Annotated in this window: 16 protein-coding genes; 5 read left to right on the forward strand and 11 right to left on the reverse strand. The window is 69.2% G+C overall.

Going from position 1 to position 21,931, the window contains the following annotated elements; all coding sequences use genetic code 11:
* Positions 1–2: 2 nt before the first annotated feature.
* Positions 3–1,580: a malate synthase A gene (gene aceB / locus BKN51_RS23730; RefSeq protein WP_101609691.1), complete on the reverse strand. Its 1,578-nt coding sequence runs from the start codon at positions 1,578–1,580 to the stop codon at positions 3–5.
* A 104-nt stretch (positions 1,581–1,684) separates the two neighbouring features.
* Here aceB and BKN51_RS23735 point away from each other — a divergent pair, with 104 nt between their 5' ends.
* Positions 1,685–2,461 carry an IclR family transcriptional regulator gene (locus BKN51_RS23735; protein WP_101609692.1) on the forward strand — a complete coding sequence of 259 codons (777 nt, stop codon included), beginning with the start codon at positions 1,685–1,687 and terminating at the stop codon, positions 2,459–2,461.
* On the opposite strand, the gene BKN51_RS23740 is transcribed toward BKN51_RS23735, so the two are convergent.
* Entirely contained in the window at positions 2,451–3,182 is a 732-nt protein-coding gene (locus tag BKN51_RS23740; RefSeq protein ID WP_101613420.1) for a TetR/AcrR family transcriptional regulator C-terminal domain-containing protein, read from the reverse strand. The genes BKN51_RS23735 and BKN51_RS23740 overlap by 11 nt on opposite strands.
* A gap of 106 nt (positions 3,183–3,288) precedes the next feature.
* Between BKN51_RS23740 and BKN51_RS23745 the strand changes: the two genes are divergently transcribed.
* The gene (locus BKN51_RS23745; RefSeq protein ID WP_101609693.1) at positions 3,289–4,788 is read left to right on the forward strand and encodes an MFS transporter; all 1,500 of its coding nucleotides are present in this window, start codon (positions 3,289–3,291) and stop codon (positions 4,786–4,788) included.
* 64 nt (positions 4,789–4,852) lie between these two features.
* Here the strand turns inward: BKN51_RS23745 and ftsY are convergent, their stop codons facing one another.
* Complete coding sequence (gene ftsY / locus BKN51_RS23750; protein WP_101609694.1) at positions 4,853–6,166, reverse strand: signal recognition particle-docking protein FtsY; 1,314 nt, start codon at positions 6,164–6,166, stop codon at positions 4,853–4,855.
* Between the two features lie 153 nt (positions 6,167–6,319).
* On the opposite strand from ftsY, the gene BKN51_RS23755 reads away from it, so the two are divergent.
* Positions 6,320–7,555, forward strand: a complete 1,236-nt coding sequence (locus tag BKN51_RS23755) for an anhydro-N-acetylmuramic acid kinase (protein WP_174720447.1) — start codon at positions 6,320–6,322, stop codon at positions 7,553–7,555.
* 9 nt (positions 7,556–7,564) lie between these two features.
* Positions 7,565–9,145: a sodium:solute symporter gene (locus BKN51_RS23760; protein ID WP_101609695.1), complete on the forward strand. Its 1,581-nt coding sequence runs from the start codon at positions 7,565–7,567 to the stop codon at positions 9,143–9,145.
* Between the two features lie 69 nt (positions 9,146–9,214).
* Here the strand turns inward: BKN51_RS23760 and smc are convergent, their stop codons facing one another.
* Both smc and BKN51_RS23770 read right to left on the reverse strand, forming a co-directional pair.
* Complete coding sequence (gene smc / locus BKN51_RS23765) at positions 9,215–12,814, reverse strand: chromosome segregation protein SMC (protein WP_101609696.1); 3,600 nt, start codon at positions 12,812–12,814, stop codon at positions 9,215–9,217.
* Between the two features lie 90 nt (positions 12,815–12,904).
* On the reverse strand, positions 12,905–13,192 hold the full coding sequence (locus BKN51_RS23770) for an acylphosphatase (RefSeq protein WP_101609697.1): 288 nt from the start codon (positions 13,190–13,192) through the stop codon (positions 12,905–12,907).
* A 201-nt stretch (positions 13,193–13,393) separates the two neighbouring features.
* Between BKN51_RS23770 and BKN51_RS43265 the strand changes: the two genes are divergently transcribed.
* Positions 13,394–14,038 (forward strand): hypothetical protein, encoded by a 645-nt coding sequence (locus BKN51_RS43265; protein WP_158255740.1) that lies wholly within the window; start codon positions 13,394–13,396, stop codon positions 14,036–14,038.
* A gap of 90 nt (positions 14,039–14,128) precedes the next feature.
* Here BKN51_RS43265 and BKN51_RS23780 read toward each other — a convergent pair whose 3' ends face one another.
* Genes BKN51_RS23780 through kdpF form a run of 6 tightly spaced genes read right to left on the reverse strand, consistent with a single transcriptional unit; the run spans position 14,129 to position 21,895 of the window.
* Positions 14,129–14,830, reverse strand: a complete 702-nt coding sequence (locus BKN51_RS23780; RefSeq protein WP_101609698.1) for a response regulator — start codon at positions 14,828–14,830, stop codon at positions 14,129–14,131.
* Complete coding sequence (locus BKN51_RS23785; RefSeq protein WP_101609699.1) at positions 14,827–17,412, reverse strand: sensor histidine kinase; 2,586 nt, start codon at positions 17,410–17,412, stop codon at positions 14,827–14,829. Before BKN51_RS23785 ends, BKN51_RS23780 begins: the two co-directional genes overlap by 4 nt.
* 5 nt (positions 17,413–17,417) lie before the next feature.
* The gene (locus tag BKN51_RS23790; RefSeq protein WP_101609700.1) at positions 17,418–18,029 is read right to left on the reverse strand and encodes a potassium-transporting ATPase subunit C; all 612 of its coding nucleotides are present in this window, start codon (positions 18,027–18,029) and stop codon (positions 17,418–17,420) included.
* 4 nt (positions 18,030–18,033) lie between these two features.
* A complete protein-coding gene (gene kdpB / locus BKN51_RS23795) occupies positions 18,034–20,127 on the reverse strand; it encodes a potassium-transporting ATPase subunit KdpB (protein WP_101609701.1) in 2,094 nt (697 codons plus the stop codon).
* On the reverse strand, positions 20,124–21,794 hold the full coding sequence (gene kdpA, locus BKN51_RS23800; protein ID WP_101609702.1) for a potassium-transporting ATPase subunit KdpA: 1,671 nt from the start codon (positions 21,792–21,794) through the stop codon (positions 20,124–20,126). The genes kdpB and kdpA overlap by 4 nt, the downstream gene beginning before the upstream one ends.
* Positions 21,794–21,895, reverse strand: a complete 102-nt coding sequence (gene kdpF / locus BKN51_RS23805) for a K(+)-transporting ATPase subunit F (protein ID WP_020630647.1) — start codon at positions 21,893–21,895, stop codon at positions 21,794–21,796. The genes kdpA and kdpF overlap by 1 nt, the downstream gene beginning before the upstream one ends.
* Positions 21,896–21,931 lie beyond the last annotated feature (36 nt).

Consider the following 21,931-nt stretch of genomic DNA (forward strand, 5'->3'; position numbering starts at 1 on the left):
GTCTACTTGATCCGTTCGTAGGCGGGCAGTGTCAGGAAGTCCGGGAACTCGTCGGCGAGCGCGACCTGCTCGAACAGCTCGACGGCGGGCTCCAGCAGCTCCGGCTTGATCTCGGCGGCGAGTTCACCGCGAACCTCGGCCAGTACACCACGCACCAGTTCCTCGGTCACCTTGTCACCGGTGTCGAGCTGCGTGCCGTTGCGCACCCACTGCCAGACCTGCGAACGCGAGATCTCCGCGGTGGCCGCGTCCTCCATCAGGTTGTGGATCGCCGCCGCACCGTTCCCGCTCAGCCAGGAGGCGATGTAGCGGATGCCGACGTCGACCGCCGCGCGCAGACCGGCCGCGGTGGCGCCGCCCGGCGTCGAAGCCGCGTCGAGCAGCTGGTCCGCGGTGACGGACACCTCGTCGCGGGTCCGGTCGAGCTGGTTCGGCTTGTCGCCGAGGACCTTGTCGAACTCCTCGCGGCAGATCTCGACCATGCCCGGGTGCGCGACCCACGAACCGTCGAAGCCGTCGCCCGCCTCACGGCTCTTGTCCGCGCGGACCTTGTCGAGCGCCGCGGCGGTGACCTCCGGGTCCTTGCGGTTCGGGATGAACGCGGCCATGCCGCCGATCGCGAACGCGCCGCGCTTGTGACAGGTGCGCACCAGCAGTTCGGTGTACGCGCGCATGAACGGCGCGGTCATGGTGACCGAGTTGCGGTCCGGCAGCACGAACTTCTCGCCCGCGTCACGGAAGTACTTGATGACGCTGAACAGGTAGTCCCAGCGGCCGGCGTTCAGGCCGGAGGCGTGCTCGCGCAGTTCGTAGAGGATCTCGTCCATCTCGAACGCGGCCGGGATGGTCTCGATCAGCACGGTCGCGCGGACGGTGCCGTGCTCGATGCCGAGCGTCTTCTCCGAGTGGGTGAAGACGTCGTTCCAGAGCCGGGCTTCGAGGTGGCTCTCCATCTTCGGCAGGTAGAAGTACGGGCCCTTGCCGCGGTTGAGCAGTTCCTGCGCGTTGTGGAAGAAGTGCAGGCCGAAGTCGACCAGCGCGCCGACGGCCTGGCGCCCGCCGAAGGACAGGCCTCGCTCGTCGAGGTGCCAGCCACGGGGGCGGACGACGATGGTCGCGTGCTCGACGTCGTCCTTGAGCGCGTAGCTCTTGCCGCCGCTTTCCAGCGTGATGGTCTCGCGGACGGCGTCGTACAGGTTGACCTGGCCGGAGACGACGTTCGCCCAGTGCGGCGTGTTGGCGTCCTCGAGGTCGGCGAGCCAGACCTTGGCGCCGGAGTTCAGCGCGTTGATGGTCATCTTGCGGTCGGTCGGGCCGGTGATCTCGACCCGGCGGTCGCGCAGCGCGGGCGGGGCCTCGGCCACCTTCCAGTCGCCCTCGCGGACCTCCTTGGTCTCGGGCAGGAAGTCGAGCTTGCCGGTGGCCCTGGCCTCCTCACGGCGCTTGCTCCTGGCCTGCAGCAGCTCGTCGCGACGACCGGCGAAAGCCTCGTGCAGACCCGCGAGGAAGGCGAGTGCCTCCGGCGTGAGGATTTCGTCCCCGCGCTCGACCGGATCGCCGAGCACCTGAGCTTCAGACATGAGAAACACCCCGAGTTCCGGATAAATAACGTCCCTACGGTTTTACATGACGGACTATAGTTTCTGCATAGCGGAACATCAACGCCGACGTAAGGAGCACCACGGTGGCAGCGGAGAAGAACGGGCGTGACGGCGGCGTCCAGTCACTTCAGCGGGCCTTCGACCTCCTCGAACATCTCGCGGACACCGGAGGCGAAGCCAGTCTCTCGGAGCTGGCGACCCTGTCCGGGCTCCCGATGCCGACCATCCACCGGCTGATCAGGACGCTGGTGGACCTGGGTTACGTCCGGCAGAACACCAACCGCCGGTACGCACTGGGCGCACGGCTCATCCGGCTGGGCGAGAACGCCAGCATGCAGTTCGGCTCCTGGGCGCGGCCGCTGCTCGCGGAACTGGTCGACGAGGTCGGCGAGACGGCGAACCTCGCGGTCCTGGAGCGGGACGAGGTCGTTTACGTCGCCCAGGTGCCCTCGAAGCACTCGATGCGGATGTTCACCGAGGTCGGACGGCGGCTCCTGCCGCACGGCACCGGCGTGGGGAAGGCGATGCTCGCGCACCTGCCGTCCGACGACGTCACAGCCCTGCTCTCGCGGACCGGCATGCCCTCGTACACCGAGCACACCTTCACCGAACAGGGCGCGCTTCTGCACGAGCTGGCGAAGATCGCCCAGCAGGGTTACGCGCTCGACGAAGCCGAGCAGGAACTGGGCGTCCGCTGTGTAGCCGTCGCAGTCCCGGGCGCGCCGGTGCCTGCAGCGGTCTCGGTGTCCGGCCCTTCGGGGCGGCTCACGATGGAGGCCGTCGAGCGGATCGCGCCCGTCGTCCAGCGGATCGCGACCTCGCTCGGTTCGACCCTCTCGCGTGACGGGGTCACTGTTTGAGCCTGGTCTCCAGACCGTCGAGCATCCTGTCCAGCCCGTAGCGGAACTTCTCGTCGCGAAGCCGCTCCGGGTCGGCTTCGACGTCGTCCTGGACGAGCCGCTTCCGCTGATGCGGATGCTCCTGTGCCGCCGCCTCGACGGCGGGGCGCAGTTGCTTCGCCCACTCACTCTCGCTTCGCCCGCTCTTCGCGACCGTCGTGAGCCAGGCCGCTTCGGTCGTCCCCATGCCGATGACGTAGGAGATGACCGCGCTGATCGCCTGGTCGGCCTCGTCGCCGGGGAATCCCGCGGTCACGAAGACGGCCAGCAGCCGCTCGTTGAGCCGCATGACGTTCGGCCCGAGATACGACAGGCCGACCGAGCCGAGCAGTGAGGCGACCCACGGGTGCCGCAGGATCATCGCGCGGACGCTCTCCGCCCCGACGACGGCCGCCTCGCGCCATCTCGCCGGATCTTCGCTGTCCGGCACGGCGATCTCGCCGTAGACCTCGTCGACGACCAGCTCGATCAGCTCGTCACGGTTCGCCACGTGCCGGTAGAGCGACGTCGCGCCCGCGTTCAGCGCGGTGCCGAGCCTCCGCATGCTCAGTGCGTCGACGCCTTCGACGTCCAGGATCCGGACGGCCTCGGCGACGATCTGCGCCTGACTCAACGCGGGCTGGTCCCGTTTCCGGCGGGGGCGGGTCCATACCGACTGGATCGGCTGTTCTTCGGCTGACATGCGGCCCACTGTAGCGCACGACGTACCCCCTTGCGAACGCTCTCGCATTCTGCGTACAGTGTGCGCAACAGCAGAACAACGTACGCAACCACCTCTGGGGGTAACGATGAACGAGACGACAGGACGCGATCCGCGCCGCTGGTGGATTCTGATCGTGCTGTGCCTGAGCACGCTCGTGCTGGTCGTGGACAACATGGTGCTGACGGTCGCCGTGCCGCCGCTGGCCGACGACCTCGGGGCGAGCGCGCAGGACACGCAGTGGATCCTCGACTCCTACATCCTGGTGTTCGCAGGGCTGCTGCTCACGTCGGGAAGCCTCGGTGACCGGTTCGGCCGCCGGAAGGTGATGATCATCGGCCTCCTCCTGTTCGGGGTGGCCTCACTCGTCGCCGCGTTCGCCGGGAACCCGTTCGAACTGATCCTGTCCCGCGCGGTGATGGGAGTCGGCGGCGCGCTGATCATGCCGAGCACGCTGTCGATCCTGATCACCGTCTTCGACGACGCCGAACGCCGCAAGGCGATGGCGGCGTGGAGCGCGGTCGCGATGCTCGGCCTGATCGGCGGCCCGGTACTCGGCGGCGTGCTGATCGCGTGGTTCTGGTGGGGCGCGGTGTTCCTGATCAACGTGCCGATCGTCGTCATCGCCGTGATCGCCGCGTTCACCCTGATGCCGGAATCGAAAGGCCCGTGGCAGAAGCCCGACCCGCTCGGCGCCATCCTGTCCGCGACCGGGATGGTCGCGCTGGTCTGGACGATCATCGAGCTGCCCAAGCACGGCATCACCGAGGCCGGAACCCTGATCCCGCTGGTGATCGCGGTGGCGAGCCTGACCGGTTTCGTGTTCTGGGAGCGGCACACGCCGTCGCCGATGGTCCCGCTCAAGTTGTTCCGCAAGCGCAATTTCAGCGGCGGCAGCCTGTCGCTCACGCTGGTGCAGATCGGCAACGGCGGACTGCTGCTGCTCCTGACCCAGTACCTGCAGTACGTCCTCGGCTACACCCCGACCCAGGCGGGCCTCGCGTTCATCCCGATGGCCATCGCTTCGCTACTGTGCAACACCCTCGGCGCAACGCTGGGCCAGAAGGTCGGCAACCGCGTGCTGGCCGCGGCCGGGATGACCGTGATGGCCGCCGGATTCGGCCTGCTCGCGACGCTGTCGACCACCTCGGGTTTCCTGCTCCCGGCGATCGCGCTGTTCCTGCTCGGCGCCGGCGGCGGGCTGGCGATGCCGTCGGCGATCGCGGCGCTGATGGGCGAGGTCCCCGAGGAGCAGGCCGGTGTCGGCTCCGCGCTCAACGACACGATCCAGCAGCTCGGCGCGGCGCTCGGCATCGCGATCCTGGGCAGCATCGTGTCCAGCCTGTTCACTTCGCAGATGCCCGCTTCCGCCCCGGCGCAGGCGCGGCTCTCGATCGGTGACGCCTTTGCGACCGGCGACGGCGGCCTCATCACCGCGGCGCGCGAGTCGTTCACCTCGGCGATGTCGACGACGTTCCTCGTGAGCGCCGTGGGCGTGCTGGCCGCGGCGGTGGTCGCCTTCGTGGTGATGCGGGACAAGAAGACCGCTGCGGTCGGGACCGGCGAGAACGTCCCTGTCACGGTCTGACCCCGTGCTATGAAAGTCCCCTTCATTGCAAAATTTGCAATGAAGGGGACTTTCATAGCACTCACTAGCTACTGAGCAGGGCTTCCACGAAAGCGCCCGGTTCGAACGGGGCCAGGTCGTCCGGCCCCTCGCCGAGGCCGACCAGCTTGACCGGCACCCCGAGTTCGCGCTGCACCTGGAAGACGATGCCGCCCTTCGCGGTGCCGTCCAGTTTGGTCAGGACGATGCCGGTGACGTCGATGACCTCCGAGAACACGCGGGCCTGCATCAGCCCGTTCTGCCCGGTGGTGGCGTCGAGCACCAGCAGCACCTCGTCGACCTTCGCCTGCTTCTCGACGACTCGCTTGACCTTGCCGAGCTCGTCCATCAGGCCGGTCTTGGTGTGCAGACGGCCGGCGGTGTCGATCAGGACCGCGTCCACGCCCGCCTCGGTGCCACGTTTGACGGCGTCGAAGGCGACCGCGGCCGGGTCCGCGCCTTCCTTGCCGCGCACGACCTCCGCGCCCACCCGCTCGCCCCAGGTCTGCAGCTGGTCCGCCGCGGCGGCACGGAAGGTGTCGGCCGCGCCGAGCACGACGGTGCTCCCCTGCGCGACGAGCACCCGGGCGAGTTTGCCGGTGGTGGTCGTCTTGCCGGTGCCGTTGACCCCGGCGACCAGGACGACGGCGGGCTGCTTCGCCCCGTCGACGATGTGCGGCAACGCGCGGACGGCGCGGACCGCGTCGGTCGAGAGGGCGGCCGTCAGCACTTCCTGCAGGACCGTGCGCGCCTCCTCGGACGTCCGCACGGCGCGGCGCTTCAGTTCGTCACGGAGGCGCTCGACGATCTCGGTGGTCGTCGCGGCGCCCAGGTCCGCCATGAGCAGCGTGTCTTCGACGTCCTGCCACGAGTCCTCGTCCAGGTCGCCTGCCCCCAGGAGGCCGAGCAGGCTCTGCCCGAACACCGAACGGGACTTGCCCAGCCTGCCGCGCAGCCGCTCCAGGCGCCCGGTCGCCGGGGCGATCTCTTCCACCGGCGCGGGAGCGGCTTCCTCGGCCGGTTCGGGAAGTTCGACGTCGCGCACCGTGCGCTGCGCGGAATCCCTCGGCACCGCCGCGTCGTCCCCGACGGCGGGCTGGCCGTCCGTCTCGGGGCGGTCCTCGACCGGGTGCTCGGGTTCTTCGGCCTCTTCGGTCTTCTCACCACCGGGAGCCAGCGCGATCCCGCCGGTCGCGGTATAGCCGCCACCCTTCGGCTTCTGGCGCTCGACGGCCTCGGCAGCCTGGGATTCGTCCAGGCTGATCCGGCGGCGGCGCGCGATGAGCAGCCCGGTCACCAGTACGGCGACCAGTACCACGACGGCAACGACAACGATCCAGAACCAGGGGGTGCTCGACACGGCGCCAATCCTCGCATCCGCACACGGCCCGACGTAGACGCCCCACGGGAAGCAAGCCGATCTTGTCAAGCACCCACTGGATAGGACTCATTTCGGACAAGAAGAAACGGTGTCGCTTGCGCGGTCTCCGGCACGAGGGCTAGACCACTCCAAATGACGGTTTTCTCCGGCACTGGGGTCCGGATGATCGGACTCATCTCCGGCACTTCGATCGACGGGATCGACGTGGCGGCCGCCGAACTGCGCGCCGACGGGGACACGGTGGTGCTTTCCCCGCTCGGCCAGTTCGAGGTCCCTTATCCCGAAGCGCTTCGTGAAGCACTGCTCGGCGCCCTCCCGCCGAATCCCTGCAGCGCCGAACAACTGACGAAACTCGACACCTTGGTGGGACAGGCGTTCGGCGAGGCGGCGGCACGCGGCATCGAGGAACTGACCGGCGGCGAGGCCGACGTCGTCGCCTCACTCGGCCAGACGGTGTTCCACTGGGTCGAGGACGGCACCGCCCGCGGCACGCTGCAACTGGGGAACGCGGCGTGGATCGCCGAGCGCACCGGACTGCCTGTGGTGGCCGACCTGCGCGTGCGCGACGTCGCCGCGGGCGGGCACGGCGCACCGCTCGCCAGCACCCTGGACGCGTTGTGGCTCCGGGAAATGACGGCCTCCGGACCGGTCGCGGCGCTCAACATCGGCGGTATCGCGAACATCACCGTCGTCCCCGCAGACAATGCAGACAACGCCGACAACGCTGACGGGGACGTCCTCGCCTACGACACCGGCCCCGGGAACGCCCTGATGGACATCGCCGCGCACCGAGCCACCGGCAGGCGGGCCGATGTCGACGGGGCGCTCGCCTTGCGGGGCAACGTCCGGCCCGATCTGCTGGCGAAGCTCCTGCTCGACCCGTACTACGCGGCCGCGCCGCCGAAGTCGACCGGCAAGGAACTGTTCCACGGCGAATACCTCGACACCGCACTCGACGGGCTCCCGCCGGTCGGCGCGGAAGACCTCTTGGCGACACTGACCGAACTGACCGCGGTGACGATCGCCGCGGAATGCCGTCGCCACGGCATCGCCACGCTGATCGTCTCCGGCGGCGGCGCCGACAACCCGGCGCTGATGGCCGCGCTCGCCAGGAACCTTCCCGGCACGGCGGTGAAGACCAGCGACGACCACGGGCTGCCGCGCGCGGGCAAAGAGGCATACCTGACCATTCTGCTCGGCTGGCTGACCTGGTCCGGCGTCCCGGGGAACCTCCCGTCGGCGACCGGTGCCCGGGGCGACCGGCTGCTCGGCAGCATCACCCCGGGCGCGGGCCCCCTGCGGCTCCCCGCCCCGCATACCTCAACCGTGACCCGCCTACGGGTGGCGGCGACGACCGGCGAGCGATAGGAGATACGGATGCGCGCACTTGACCTCGCGATCATCGGGCTTTTTCTGGTCGGCATGCCCCTGCTGGGCGTCTGGATCGGCGGTAAACAGAAATCCGGCTCGGACTACTTCGTCGGCGAAGGCAAGATCTCCTGGTGGGTGGCCTGCCTTTCGGTGGTCTCCGCGGAGACTTCCACCCTCACCGTGCTTTCCGTGCCGACGGTGGCCTACATCGCCGCCCCCGGAGACGGCGGGATGACGTACCTCGCACTGGCGATCGGCTACATCGCGGGCCGGATCGTGGTGTCGATGGTGCTGCTGCCGCGCTACGTGGCGGGCAACCTGGTCACCGCGTACGCCTTCCTGGGGAAACGGTTCGGCAGCGGACTGCAGGGCACCGCGTCGGTGACCTTCCTGCTCACCCGCACGCTGGCCGACGGGATCCGGCTGTTCGCCACCGCGATCCCGATCAAGGTGGTGATGGCGGCCTACGGCCTGACCGTCTCGTACTGGACCATCGTGATCGGGCTCGGGATCGCCATGGTGCTCTACAGCTTCTTCGGCGGGGTCCGCGCGGTCGTCTGGGTCGACGCGATCCAGATGCTCTGGTACATCCTCGGCGCGGTCGTGGTGATCTGGGCGATCTCCAGCAGGCTGCCCGACGGCTGGTTCGGCAAGGCCGTCGACGCCAACAAGTTCCAGATCTTCGACTTCTCCTCGAACATGCTCACCGGGCAGTACGCGTTCTTCACCGCGGTGATCGGCGGCGCGGTGCTCTCGATGGCGTCGCACGGCTCGGACCAGCTGATCGTGCAACGCCTGCAGTCCACCAACGACCTGCGCGCCGCGCGGAAGGCCTTGGTCGCCAGCGGTTTCGTGGTGTTCATCCAGTTCGCGCTGTTCCTGTTCATCGGTGTCCTGCTGTGGGCGCTGTACAACGGCCTGAACCCGACCAAGCCGAAGCCGGAGGGCCTCGGGCTGGCCAACAAGGACGAACTGTTCGCGAACTTCATCGTCAACGATCTGCCGAGCGGGCTGTCGGGCTTCGTGATCGCCGGGATCCTCGCCGCCGCACTGAGTTCGTCGCTCGGCGCACTGGCCTCGTCCACGGTGACCGACGTCTACGAACGGGTGATCGGCAGGCAGCTGCCCGAAGCCGACAGGCTGCGGCACGGCCGGATCTGGACGATCGTCTGGGCGGGCGCGCTGATCCTGTGCGCGGGTTTCTTCGCCTCCTCCAACAAGACCTCGGCCGATCCGATCGTGGTGCAGGCGCTCGGCATCACCGGCTACACCTACGGCGCGCTGCTCGGCGCGTTCCTCTTGGGCCTGTTGTTCAAGCGGGCCAGGCAGGTGGACGCGATCGTGGCGTTCGTTTCGACGGTGGTCGTGATGGCGTTCATTATCCTGGGCGTCAAGTTCAACAAGCCGGACGGCAGCCTGATCGGGGTCGACTTCAGCAAGGCGTCGGGGAACACGGTGGCGCTGGCCTGGCCCTGGTACACGCTGTGCGGCGTGGTGATCACGCTCGTGGTGGGCGGGTTGCTCTCGCTGCGGCACAGCAGCGCGGACCCGCTCGCCGAAGAGGTGAAGGAGTCCTCTTCGGTTTAGGCCCCGGAATGCTATGAAAGGCCCGTTACTTGCAAATTTTGCAAGTAACGGGCCTTTCATAGCATTCCGCTAGGCAGGAACCGGGTCCTCTTCCGAGGTACGGAGCCGCTGCGAGATCACCTTGGTGATGCCGTCGCCCTGCATCGAAACGCCGTACAGGGCGTCGGCGATCTCCATGGTCGGCTTCTGGTGGGTGATGATGATCAGCTGCGAAGAGTCCCGCAGCTGCTCCAGCAGCCCGATCAGCCGTCGCATGTTGGTGTCATCGAGCGCGGCCTCGACCTCGTCCATGACGTAGAAGGGCGAAGGCCGGGCGCGGAAGATCGCCACCAGCATGCCGACGGCGACGAGCGACTTCTCACCACCGGAGAGCAGCGAGAGCCGCTTGACCTTCTTGCCCGGCGGGCGCGCTTCGACGTCGACGCCGGTGGAGAGCAGGTCGTTGGGCTGCGTGAGCACCATGCGGCCCTCGCCGCCCGGGAACAGCACGCTGAACACGGTCTCGAACTCGCGAGCGACGTCCTCGTACGCCGACTCGAAGACCTCGAGGATCTTTTCGTCGACCTGCTTGATGACGGCTTCGAGGTCCTTGCGGGTGTCCTTGAGGTCTTCGAGCTGGGTCGAGAGGAACTTGTACCGCTCCTCCAGCGCCGCGAACTCTTCCAGCGCCAGCGGGTTGACCTTGCCCAGCAGGCTCAGGTCCTTCTCCGCGCGCTTCGCCCGGCGAGCCTGGGTGTCACGGTCGAACGGCATCGGCGGCGGCTGGGTGACGTCTTCGCCGCGTTCCTTGGCGGCCTCGTACTCGGCCATCTCCCCCGCGCTCGGCGGCACGGGGATGTCCGGGCCGTACTCGGAGACGAGGTCCTCGAGGCCGATGCCGAAGTCCTCGGCGATCTTGGTTTCGAGCTGCTCCAGGCGCAACCGCTGCTCGGCGCGCAGCACCTCGTCGCGGTGCACGGCGTCGGTGAGCTTCTCCAGCTCGCCGGTCAGCTCGCGGACCTTGCTGCGGACCTGGGTCAGCGCGGTCTCCCGCGACTGCCGCTGCGCCTGCGCCTCGTCCCGCTCGTGGGCGGCGCGCTGCACGGAGACCTCGATGCGCTCCAGCGCGATCTCGCCGCCGTTGACCACCGCGTTGGCGATCTCGGCGCCGCGTTTCCTTGCCGCCCTGGACTTTTCGGCGCGTTCACGGGCCTGCCGCTCGGCGTGCGCGGCACGGCGGAGCGATTCGGCCTTGCCCTGGATGCTCCGCGCGCGCTCTTCGGCGGTGCGCAGCGCGAGCCGGGACTCCATCTCCTCCTGGCGGACCGTGCCGAGGTCTTCGGCGGCCTGATCGCGCTCGGCGGTGTCCGGATCCTCGTCGATCTCCTGATCGGCGACGGCGGCCAGCCGCTCTTCGAGCTCGGCGAGCTGCCGCAGCGCCTCTTCGCGGCTCTGCTCCACCTTGGCACGCTGGTTGCTCAGCCGGTCCATCTCGGCCTGCGCGGCACGCGCGGCCTGCTGCATCCGGTTCAGGCGCTCGGACGAGCGGGCCTTGCGGACCTTCGCGTCACCGAGCGCGTCCTTGGCCCTGCCGACCTCTTCGCGCCGGGCCTGCTGTCCGGCGCGGGCGCCTTCGAGTTCCGCAGCGGCGCGTTCCAGCGCGCGTTCGGCGGCGTGCAGCCGATCGCCCGCCTCGTCGACGGCGGCCTGGATTTCGATGACGCTCTCGCTGCGGGCGGAACCACCGACCGCCCAGCGGGCGCCGAAGACGTCGCCCTCGGGCGTGACCGTGCTGACCTCGGGATACACCTCGACGAGGCGGCGCGCGGACTCCAGACCGTCCACAATGGCCACCCGGTCGAGCGCGTGCTCGACGGCGGAGCGCAGCGCGGGCGGCGCCGAAACCACTTCGCGTGCCCAGCGCGCGCCCTGGGGCAGCGACGGCCAAGCACTGGTGTCCACAACGGACTCGAGCCCGCCGAGCAGGATGCCCGCACGGCCGGAGTCGTTGTCCTTCAAGAACTTCAACGCGGCGAGCGCGTCGGCGCCGCCGTTGACCGCGACCGCGTCGGCGACCGGGCCGAGCGCCGCGGCCAGCGCGACCTCGTGGCCCGCCTCGACGGTGAGCAGCGCGGCCACCGAGCCGAGCAGTCCCGGCAGTTCGTGCTGCGCGCCGAGCAGCGCCCCGGCGCCGTCCTTGCGGCGCAAGCCCATCGACAGCGCCTCGACGCGCGCCTTCTCCGACGCGATCTCGCGCTCGGCGGTCCGCTCGGCCTTGACCAGTTCCTCGACCCGCGCCTTGGCGGCGTTGTTGGCCTCCACCGTGCGGTCGTGGTGGGCCTGGAGGTCGACGTCGTCGGATTCCTCGACGCCGCCCTCGGCCTTGGCTTCTTCGAGTTCCTCGACGGCGATCTCCGCGCGCTCGGCGGCCTCTTCGAGCGACACGGTGAGCCTGTCGATCTCGTCGGAGGTGGCACCGTTCTTGCTGCGCAGCGCCTCGACCTGACCGGCGAGTTTCGCCAGCCCTTCCCGCCTGTCGGCGATGGCGCGGACGGCGGCCATGTGCGCGCGCTCGGCGGCCTGGACGAGGTGTTCGAGCTGTTCACGCTTCTGGACGGTCTCCGAGAGCACCATGCGTGCCTCGGCGACGGCCTCGTTGAGCTCCTGCTCCTGCTCGGCGACGTGCTCGGCCTCGGCGAGCAGCTCGTCGGGGTCGCGGCCGGTGCTCGCCTGCTGCACGTCGGACGACAGGTGCCGCTGACGCTCCAGTGCGAGCCGCACGGTGCCGCGCAACCGCTCCGTCAACGCGGAAAGCTTGTACCAAGTCTCCTGGGCCGCGGCCAGGCGCGGCGCGTCCTCGGCGAGCGAGGCCTCGAGCTCGGCTTCCTCGGCGGCGACGATCTCCAGTGCCTGCTCGACCTCGGTCCGGCGCTGACGGGCGACCCGCTCGTCGGCCTCTTCCTTGGCGAGGCCCGAGCGCTGGGTGACCAGGTCGTGGGCGAACAGCCGCAGCCGGGCGTCGCGCAGTTCGGACTGCACCCACTGCGCCTTGCGGGCGATCTCGGCCTGTTTGCCCAGCGGTTTGAGCTGGCGGCGGAGCTCGGTGGTGAGGTCGCCGAGCCGGTCGAGGTTGCCCTGCATGTTCGCGAGCTTGCGCAGGGTCTGTTCCTTGCGCTTGCGGTGCTTGAGGACGCCTGCGGCCTCTTCGATGAAGGCGCGGCGCTCCTCGGGCTTGGATTCGAGGATCGCCGAAAGCTGCCCCTGCCCGACGATGACGTGCATCTCGCGGCCGATACCGGAGTCCGACAGCAGCTCTTGGACGTCCATCAGACGGCAGCGGTCGCCGTTGATCTCGTACTCGCTCGCGCCGTCGCGGAACATCCGGCGGGTGATCGAGACCTCGGAGTACTCGATGGGCAGCGCGCCGTCGGCGTTGTCGATGGTGAGCGTGACCTCGGCGCGCCCGAGCGGGGCGCGGCCGGCGGTCCCGGCGAAGATGACGTCCTCCATCTTGCCGCCGCGCAGGTCCTTCGCGCCCTGGGTGCCCATGACCCAGCGGAGCGCGTCGAGGACGTTCGACTTGCCGGAGCCGTTCGGCCCGACCACACAGGTGATGCCCGGCTCGAAACGCAACGTCGTCGCCGAGGCGAAGGACTTGAAGCCCTTGAGCGTCAGGCTCTTCAGGTGCACGTCGTGCTGACCCCTCTAGGCTGCGGGAACCGGTCGTTCAATCGGGCCAGGCTACCTGTGCGCTCAGGGTGATCGTGGGACGCGGGGGCTTCAGCGCTCCACGAACCCGCGGATCCCGCCTTTCGCCGGCGACCAGCGCTCGACGACGCGATCCACACTACCGGGTGATTCTCCCGACCGTAGAGCGGTCAAAAGCCGCTCACAGTGTTCACGGACACCCTCCGCTACCACCTCGACACGGCCGTCGGCCAGATTGCCCGCGCTGCCCACGAGCCCCAGCTCGAGCGCCCGGCTGCGGGTCCACCAGCGGAAACCGACACCCTGGACCCGGCCGTGCACCCACGCTGTCAGCCTGATGTGCGTTTCTTCCTCACTCACGACACCTATCGTGCACCATCCGAATGAACGCGGAGGGTGAACACAACGTTCGCCGTCGTTCGCAGACGGTGAAGCGGCGGTGATAATCTCCGCGCCGGGTCCCCACTTTGGGCTACCTCGCCCGGGTAGCCGGAGACGGCGCGCTGTTTCTCTCATCAGCCGTTTCAACTCCCCGAAGTCCCCCATCCGAGGAGCCAGCACATGCCCCGTCCCGACGGGTCTGATTCGAGCGCACGCGTGTCCGTGGCACCCCCGCGCGGCGCCACCGGCAAGCTCAACCGCGCCGGCTACGCCGTACTCGGCGTCAGCGGCCTCGTGGTGGCGACGGCCTTCGCCGCGATCGCCGAACTGGCGGGCCCCGGCGTCTCGGCCACCGCGGGCGGCACCGGCGTCCCCGGCGGGCAGGGCACGCCCGCCGGTGTCCAGCTGGTCCCGGGCAACGCCGTCCCCGGCGGCCCGATGACCGTCAGCGGCTCGCCGGTCCCCGGCGCGGCCTCCAGCTCCACCCCGCCGACCACGGTGACCTCGGTCGGCCCGGACGGCAAGGAGACGACCAGCGTCGTCACCCCGCCCCCGGTGGTGCCGCCGAACCCCGGCGGCGGCGAGCCACCGCACACGGTGCTGCCGCCGACGACGCCTCCCACCAAGCCGCCGACGACGAAGCCGACGACACCGGGTACGACTCCGAATACGTCGACCACCCCGCCGACAACGCCGCCCACCACGACCACCACGGGCGAAAGCCCGCCCGGCGGCGGTTCCAGCACGAGCGGCGCCCCGAGCGAGTCGACCTCGGGCCGGTCCAGTGTCTCCGGTACCGACACGTCCACGAGCGCGGCTCGGTAGGCCTCACCACATGCTATGAAAGGCCCGTTACTTGCAAAATTTGCAAGTAACGGGCCTTTCATAGCATCCAGGACCGGACGAAAACCGCGCTCACATCTCGAACCGGTACCCCATCCCCGGTTCCGTCAGCAGGTGCCGCGGCCGCGAGGGTTCCGGTTCCAGCTTCCGCCGCAGCTGCGCCAGGTACACCCGCAGATAGTGCGACTCGGTCTCGTACGAAGGACCCCACACCTCGTGCAGCAGCTGCTTCTGCGCCACCAGCCGTCCCCGGTTGCGCACCAGCAGTTCCAGCACGCCCCATTCGGTTTTGGTGAGGTGCACTTCCTTGCCGTCGCGGCGAACCTTCTTGGCCGCCAGGTCGATGCGGAACGATCCCGTGTCCACCACCGCGTCCGCACCGTCCACACTGGACGCCGCCGAACGCCGCACCGCCGCGCGCAGGCGTGCCAGGAGCTCGTCCATGCCGAAGGGTTTGGTGACGTAGTCGTCGGCGCCGGCGTCGAGGGCCTGTACCTTGTCGGCCGAGTCGCCGCGCGCGGACAGCACGATGATCGGCACCGTCGTCCAGCCGCGGAGCCCGGCGATCACTTCGGTACCGTCGAGATCGGGCAGGCCGAGGTCGAGCACGACGACGTCGGGTTTGGTCTCGGCGACGGCCTTCAGCGCGGCCGTCCCGTCGTGCGCGGTGATCACCTTGTAGCCGCGGGCCGACAGGTTGATCCGCAGGGCTCGCACGATCTGTGGTTCGTCGTCGACGACCAGAACGGTCGCCGACGCGGTTTCTGCGTTCATCGCACCCGTTCCCCCTCTTCGTTGTCGAGAGCCTCGTCGTCGAAAGCGAGGAGGTTCTTTTCGGGATCCTGACCAACATATGCGGGCAGCGAGATGACGACGGTGAGCCCGCCGCCGGGCGTGTCCTCCGCCCGGATCCGCCCGCCCATCGCCTCGGTGAACCCCTTGGCGACCGACAGCCCCAGTCCCACGCCGGGCACGTTGTCCCGGTCTCCCCCGAGCCGTTGGAAGGGCGCGAAAGCCGAGTCCGCGGTGCCCTTCTTGAGCCCCTTGCCGTGGTCGATGATGCGCAGTTCGACGTGCTCCGAATGCGTGCTGGCGCGCGCGGCCACCGGCTCGCCGGAGACGCCGTGCCGCAGCGCGTTGTCGATCACGTTCGCCACCACCCGTTCCAGCAGTCCGGGATCGGCGCAGACCGACGGCAGCCGCGCGTCGATCGCGACCACCACCGAATCCGAGTTGTCCACATTGGACAGGGCGTGCGAGACGACCTCGTCGAAGCCGACCGGGCGCAGATGCGGGCGGACCGCGCCGGTCGCCAGCCGGGAGGAGTCGAGCAGGTTGTCGATCAGCCCGGCGAGCCGGTCCGCCGACTCCTCGATCGCTTCCAGCAGTTCGTCCGTGTCCTCTTCGGACAGTGAGATGTCGGTCGCGCGCAGGCTGCCGATGGACGCCTTGATCGACGTCAGCGGCGTGCGGAGGTCGTGTCCCACGGCCGACAGCAACGCCGTGCGCAGTTCGGTCGCCTCGGCCTTGCGTTCGGCGCGGACGGCCGCCTTCGCCGTCCGCTGCTGCCGCAGCGCGAGCAACGCCTGCCCGGCGACGGCTTCCAGCACTCCCCGGTCCGAAGCGGGCAGCGCGCGTCCCCGCAGCGTCAGGTGGACGTCGGCGGTGACCGCGATGTCGGCGTCGGCCTGATCCGGGTCGGCGCAGGGATCCGTGCCGGCGCTCGCCACCCGTTTCCACTTCCCGTCCCGCTTTTCCAGCAGGGTCACCGAAGTCATCCCGAAGTTCTCGCGGACCTTCTCCAGCAGCCGCTCGATCGGGTTGGTGTGGGTGAGCACGGTGCGCGCGTACGAGGCGAGCAGCGCCGCCTCGGTCCGCGCCCGCGCGGCCTGGGTGGCCCGCCTCGCGGCGGTGTCGACGACGGCCGCGACGAGGATCGCCACCAGCACCATCGCGACCAGGGTGATCACGTTGCGCGGTTCGTGGACGGTCAGGTTGTACAGCGGCGGCGTGAAGAAGAAGTTCAGCAGCCCGGCCGAGAGCACCGCCGCGAGCAGCGCGGGCCCGAGCCCGCCCACCAGCGCGACCAGCACCGTCGCGAGCACGTAGTCGACCACGTCGGTGGAGAAGTCCAGCTGGTCCCGCAGCAGCACCCCGAGCAGGGTCGCCAGCGCCGGGAGCACCAGCGCGAGCGCCCAGCCCGACAGCCGCCGCGACGGCGTCAGCGGGCTCCGGGCGAACCGGGCGCGCAGCCGTCCGCCCGCCTGGGCGTGCGTGACCATGTGGACGTCGATCGGGCCGGACCGCTGGACCACGGCCGCGCCGATGCCCTCGTCGAACAGCCTCGCCACCCGCGAACGCCGCGAGGTCCCGACGACCAGCTGGGTCGCGTTCACCCCCTGCGCGAAGTCGAGCAGCGCCGTCGGCACGTCGTCGCCGACGACGGTGTGGAAGGTCGCGCCGACCTCTTCGGTCAGCTTCCGGTACTTGCCGACCGCCGTCGGCCCCATCCCGGCCAGCCCGTCCCCCCGCAGGATGTGCAGCACCTGCAGTTCGGCGCCCGCGCGGTTCGCGATCCGGCTCGCGCGGCGGATCAGCGTCTCGCTCTCCGGGCCGCCGGTGATGGACACGACCACCCGTTCGCGTGCTTCCCACGTGTCGGTGATCTTCTGCTCGGCCCGGTACCGCTGGAGGGCGACGTCGACCTGGTCGGCGACCCACAGCAGCGCGAGCTCCCGCAGCGCGGTGAGGTTGCCGGGGCGGAAGTAGTTGCCCAGCGCCGCGTCGATCCGCTCGGCGGGGTAGACGTTGCCGTGCGCGAGGCGCCGCCGCAGCGCCTCGGGCGTGATGTCGACCAGCTCCAGCTGCTCGGCCCGCCGCACGACCTCGTCGGGCACCGTCTCCTGCTGGGTGACGCCGGTGATCCGCTCGACGACGTCGTTGAGGCTCTGCAGGTGCTGGACGTTCACCGTGGAGAGGACGTCGATCCCGGCGGCGAGCAGTTCGTCGATGTCCTGCCAGCGCTTCTCGTTGCGCGAACCCGGCACGTTGGTGTGCGCGAGTTCGTCCACGACGGCGACCTCGGGCGCGCGGGCGAGCAGCGCGTCGAGGTCCATCTCCTCGAACTCGTGGTCCCGGTGCTCGGACCGGCGGCGAGGCATGGTCTCGAGCCCCTCGACGAGCTCCGCGGTCTTCTTGCGCCCGTGGGTCTCGACCAGGCCGACGACCACGTCGGTGCCCCGGTCGAGGCGGCGTCGCGCCTCGCCGAGCATCGCGAAGGTCTTGCCGACGCCCGGGGCGGCGCCGAGGTAGATCCTCAGCTCGCCCCGGCGCGGCTTGGTCGTGTTCTCGTCCACGTCTGTCAGTGTGCTCCTCCGGCCGCGTCGCGCACGGCCAAGTTGACCTTCAGCACAGTGACCCCCGGCGCACCGATCCCGGCGCCGCCCGTGTTCTCCGCCACGAGCTGCCGGACCTTCTCCTCGGAGAGGCCGGTGTTCCGCGCCACACGGGCGACCTGCAGGTCCGCGTAGGCGACGCTGATCGCCGGATCCATCCCCGATCCCGACGTCGTCACCGCGTCGGCGGGCACCTGCGACTCCTGGACCCCCTCGCGGGCGGCGATGAGCTTCTTGCGTTCCCCGATCGCGGCGACCAGGTCCTCGTTGTACGGGCCCTTGTTCGACGCGCCGGACGACGACGGGTCGCCGGGGCCGAGGGCGTCCTTCGAGCCCGCGGACGGCCGGTTGTGGAACCAGGGGTCCTTGGCCGGGTCGGCCGCGACCGGGTCGACGCCGATCAGGGACGAGCCGACGGCCTGCCCGTTCTGGGTGATGATCGAGCCTTCGGCGTTGCCTTGGAGGCCGGGGATCCGGGAGACCGCCCACACTCCCAACGGGTAGACGACGCCCAGCAGGACCGTGAAGACGAGCAGGACACGCAGCCCGGCGAGGGTCTGCTTCAACAGTGCGTTCATGGGATTACCCGATTCCAGGGATGAGACGGACGAGCAGGTCGATCAGCCAGATCCCGAGGAACGGGCTGACGATGCCGCCGAGGCCGTAGACCAGCAGGTTCCGGCGCAGCAGCGCCGAAGCCGAGGACGGCTTGTACCGGACGCCGCGCAGGGCGAGCGGGATCAGCCCGACGATGATCAGGGCGTTGAAGATGACCGCCGACAGGATCGCCGACTTCGGCGTCGCCAGGTTCATGATGTTGAGCGCGCCGAGCTGGGCGAAGATGCCGGTGAACATCGCGGGCAGGATGGCGAAGTACTTCGCGAGGTCGTTGGCGACGCTGAACGTGGTCAGCGCGCCGCGGGTGATCAGCAGCTGCTTGCCGATCTCCACGATCTCGATCAGCTTCGTCGGGTCGGAGTCGAGGTCCACCATGTTCCCCGCCTCCTTGGCGGCGGAGGTCCCGGTGTTCATCGCGACGCCGACGTCGGACTGCGCCAGCGCGGGGGCGTCGTTGGTGCCGTCGCCGGTCATCGCGACCAGCCGCCCGCCCTCCTGCTCCTTCTTGATCAGCGCCATCTTGTCTTCGGGCTTGGCCTCGGCGAGGTAGTCGTCGACACCCGCGTCCTGCGCGATGGCCTTGGCGGTCAGCGGGTTGTCCCCGGTGATCATCACGGTCTTGATGCCCATCGCGCGGAGCTGGACGAACCGCTCCTTCATCCCGGGTTTGACCACATCGGACAGCCGGATCACGCCGCGCACGAACGCTTTCGCGCCGTCGTACTCCGCGACCACCAGCGGGGTCCCGCCCTGCTGGCTGATCTCGTCGACGACCCGTTCGGTCTCGTCCGGCATGTCACCGCCGCGTTCGCGGACCCACGCCCGGACGGAGGCGGTGGCCCCCTTGCGGACCTGACGCTCACCGATGTCGATACCGCTCATCCGCGTCTGCGCGGTGAACTCGACGAAGTCCGCGAGCTTCTCGTCGTCGGACGCCGTCTCCGGGAGCCCGTGCTCCCTCGCGACGAGTTCGACGATGCTGCGGCCCTCCGGCGTGCCGTCGGCGAGGCTGGACAGCCTCGCCGCTTTGGCGATGTCGTCCGGAGTGGACGTTCCGACCGGGACCAGCTCGGTGGCCTTGCGGTTGCCGAAGGTGATCGTGCCGGTCTTGTCCAGCAGCAGCGTCGAGACGTCACCTGCGGCCTCGACCGCGCGGCCGCTCGTCGCGAGCACGTTGCGCTGCACCAGCCTGTCCATCCCGGCGATGCCGATCGCGGACAGCAGTGCGCCGATCGTGGTCGGGATCAGGCAGACCAGCAACGCGGTCAGGACGATCACGGACTGCTGGCTGCCGGAGTAGCCCGCCATCGGCTGCAGCGCCACGACGGCGAGCAGGAAGATGATCGTGAGCGTCGAGAGCAAGATCGTCAGCGCGATCTCATTCGGCGTCTTCTGCCGGGAAGCGCCTTCCACCAAGGCGATCATGCGGTCCACAAAGGACTCGCCGGGTTTGGTGGTGATCTTCACGACGACGCGGTCCGAGAGCACCGTGGTGCCGCCGGTGACCGCGCACCGGTCGCCGCCCGATTCGCGGATGACCGGGGCCGATTCGCCGGTGATGGCCGATTCGTCGACGGTCGCGATGCCCTCGACGACGTCGCCGTCACCCGGGATGACCTGACCGGCCTCGACGACCACGAGGTCGCCGACGCGCAGGTCGGCACCCGGCACGTTCTCCTCGTCGCCGTCCTCGGTGAGGCGGCGCGCGATGGTCTCCTTCTTGCTGCGCCGCAGGGTTTCCGCCTGCGCCTTGCCCCGGCCCTCCGCGACGGCCTCGGCGAGGTTCGCGAACAGGACGGTGAACCACAGCCAGATCGTGATGAGGATGGTGAACACGCTCGGGTCGGTGACGGCGAAGACCGTCGTCAGCGCCGAGCCGATCCACACCACGAACATGACCGGGTTGGCCAGCTGGTGCTTGGGGTTCAGCTTGCGCAGCGCCTCCGGGAGGGAGGTCGGCAGCTGGCGGGGACTGAAGATCCCGACACCGACCCGGCCGGTGTTCTCCACCTGGTGCTGCGACAGTTCTTCAGGGGTTCGTTCTCGAGTGACGGTCATGCGAGTGCCTCTGCGATGGGCCCGAGCGCGAGCGCCGGGATGAAGGTGAGGGCCGCGACGAGCACGATCGTGCCCGCGAGCATCGTGCCGAAGAGCGGTCCGGTGGTGGGCAGCGTGCCCGCGGTCTCCGGGACCTTCCGTTGCGAGGCAAGGGATCCGGCCAGGCACAGCACGGCGATGATCGGGATGAACCGGCCGAGCAGCATCGCCACCGACAGCGAGGACTGGAACCAGTCGTTCGTCACGGTGAGCCCGCCGAACGCGCTGCCGTTGTTGTTGCCCGCCGAGGCGTAGGCGTAAAGGACCTCGGAGAGGCCGTGCGCGCCCGAGTTCGTCATGGCGGCCGGGGTGTCGGCCAGCGTGAGCGCGATACCGGAGCCGAGCAGGACCACGGTCGGCATCGCCAGCATGGCGACGGCCGCGCAGGTGACCTCGCGCTTGCCGAGCTTCTTGCCCAGGTACTCCGGGGTCCGGCCGACCATCAGCCCGGCGAGGAACATCGCGATCACGGCCATCACCAGGATGCCGTAAAGACCGGTGCCCACCCCACCCGGCGAGATCTCGCCCAGCAGCATGTTGAGCAGGACCCCACCGCCGCCGAGCCCGCTGTAGCTGTCGTGCGCCCCGTTGACCGCGCCGGTCGACGTTCCGGTGGTCGCGGTGGCGAACAGCGAGCTCAGGCCGATGCCGAACCGCTGTTCCTTGCCTTCCAGGTTCGCCCCGGCGGCCAAGGACGCGGGACCGCTCGCGTGGGCTTCGGACAGCCAGGTCACCGTGAGCATCGCGGTGAACAGCGTGGCCATCACCGAGAGCAGGACGTAGCCCTGTTTGGTGTTGCCGACGAGCTTGCCGAACGTCCGGGTCAGCGAGACCGGGATGACCAGGATCAGGAAGATCTCGATCAGGTTGGTCCAGGCGTTGGGGTTCTCGAACGGGTGGGCGGAGTTGGCGTTGAAGATGCCGCCGCCGTTGGTGCCGAGTTCCTTGATGGCTTCCTGACTCGCGGCGGGCGCCAAGGCGATCTTGCTGGTGCTACCGTCGGGATTGAGGACGTCGACACCGCTCTTGAGGCTCTGGACGACGCCGAGCGCGATCAGTGCGATCGCGGCCACGAACGCGATCGGCAGCAGGATCCGGATCGTGCCGCGGGTCAGGTCCACCCAGAAGTTGCCGAGGCGGTCGGTCTTCGCGCGGACGAACCCGCGGACGACCGCGACGGCGACCGAAAGGCCCACGGCGGCGGACAGGAAGTTCTGCACGGTCAGCCCGGCCATCTGGACGAAGTGACCCATGGTCGCTTCGGGGCTGTAGGACTGCCAGTTCGTGTTGGTCACGAAGCTGACGGCGGTGTTGAAGGCGACCGCCGGCGAGACCGGTTCCTTGCCGAGGCTCCACGGCAGGATCGACTGCAACCGCTGAAGCAGGTACAGGAAGACGACGGAGACGAACGAGAAGCCGATCACGGCCGACGCGTAGGTCTTCCAGTGCTGTTCCGATCCGGGGTTCACCCGGAACAGGCGGTACAGGCCGCGTTCGGCCTTGGTGTGCTTCTCGATCGAAGACACAGTGAAGACGCGCGCCATGTAATCGCCGAGTGGCCGGTAGACCACCGCGAGCGCGACGAGGAGGAGGCCGGCCTGCAAGAGGCCGGCCATGACGTCTGACATCAGAATTTCTCCGGCCTGACCAGTGCGATGAACAAATAGACGATCAGCCCCAGCGCCAGCAGTCCGCCGACGACGTTGGCCACGGTTCCCGTGCCGGTCACAGCTTCTCCAGACCGCGCAGGGTCAGAGCGAGAACC

Source organism: Amycolatopsis sp. BJA-103, from assembly GCF_002849735.1.
Classification (GTDB): domain Bacteria; phylum Actinomycetota; class Actinomycetes; order Mycobacteriales; family Pseudonocardiaceae; genus Amycolatopsis.

Excerpts from the sequence above, each read along its gene's own strand:
- kdpB (WP_101609701.1), bottom strand. The coding sequence starts at position 20,127 with ATGACCGTCACTCGAGAACGAACCCCTGAAGAACTGTCGCAGCACCAG.
- BKN51_RS23760 (WP_101609695.1), top strand. The coding sequence starts at position 7,565 with ATGCGCGCACTTGACCTCGCGATCATCGGGCTTTTTCTGGTCGGCATG.
- BKN51_RS23780 (WP_101609698.1), bottom strand. The coding sequence starts at position 14,830 with ATGAACGCAGAAACCGCGTCGGCGACCGTTCTGGTCGTCGACGACGAA.
- kdpA (WP_101609702.1), bottom strand. The coding sequence starts at position 21,794 with ATGTCAGACGTCATGGCCGGCCTCTTGCAGGCCGGCCTCCTCCTCGTC.
- BKN51_RS23740 (WP_101613420.1), bottom strand. The coding sequence starts at position 3,182 with ATGTCAGCCGAAGAACAGCCGATCCAGTCGGTATGGACCCGCCCCCGC.
- BKN51_RS23745 (WP_101609693.1), top strand. The coding sequence starts at position 3,289 with ATGAACGAGACGACAGGACGCGATCCGCGCCGCTGGTGGATTCTGATC.
- aceB (WP_101609691.1), bottom strand. The coding sequence starts at position 1,580 with ATGTCTGAAGCTCAGGTGCTCGGCGATCCGGTCGAGCGCGGGGACGAA.
- BKN51_RS23790 (WP_101609700.1), bottom strand. The coding sequence starts at position 18,029 with ATGAACGCACTGTTGAAGCAGACCCTCGCCGGGCTGCGTGTCCTGCTC.
- BKN51_RS43265 (WP_158255740.1), top strand. The coding sequence starts at position 13,394 with ATGCCCCGTCCCGACGGGTCTGATTCGAGCGCACGCGTGTCCGTGGCA.
- BKN51_RS23755 (WP_174720447.1), top strand. The coding sequence starts at position 6,320 with ATGACGGTTTTCTCCGGCACTGGGGTCCGGATGATCGGACTCATCTCC.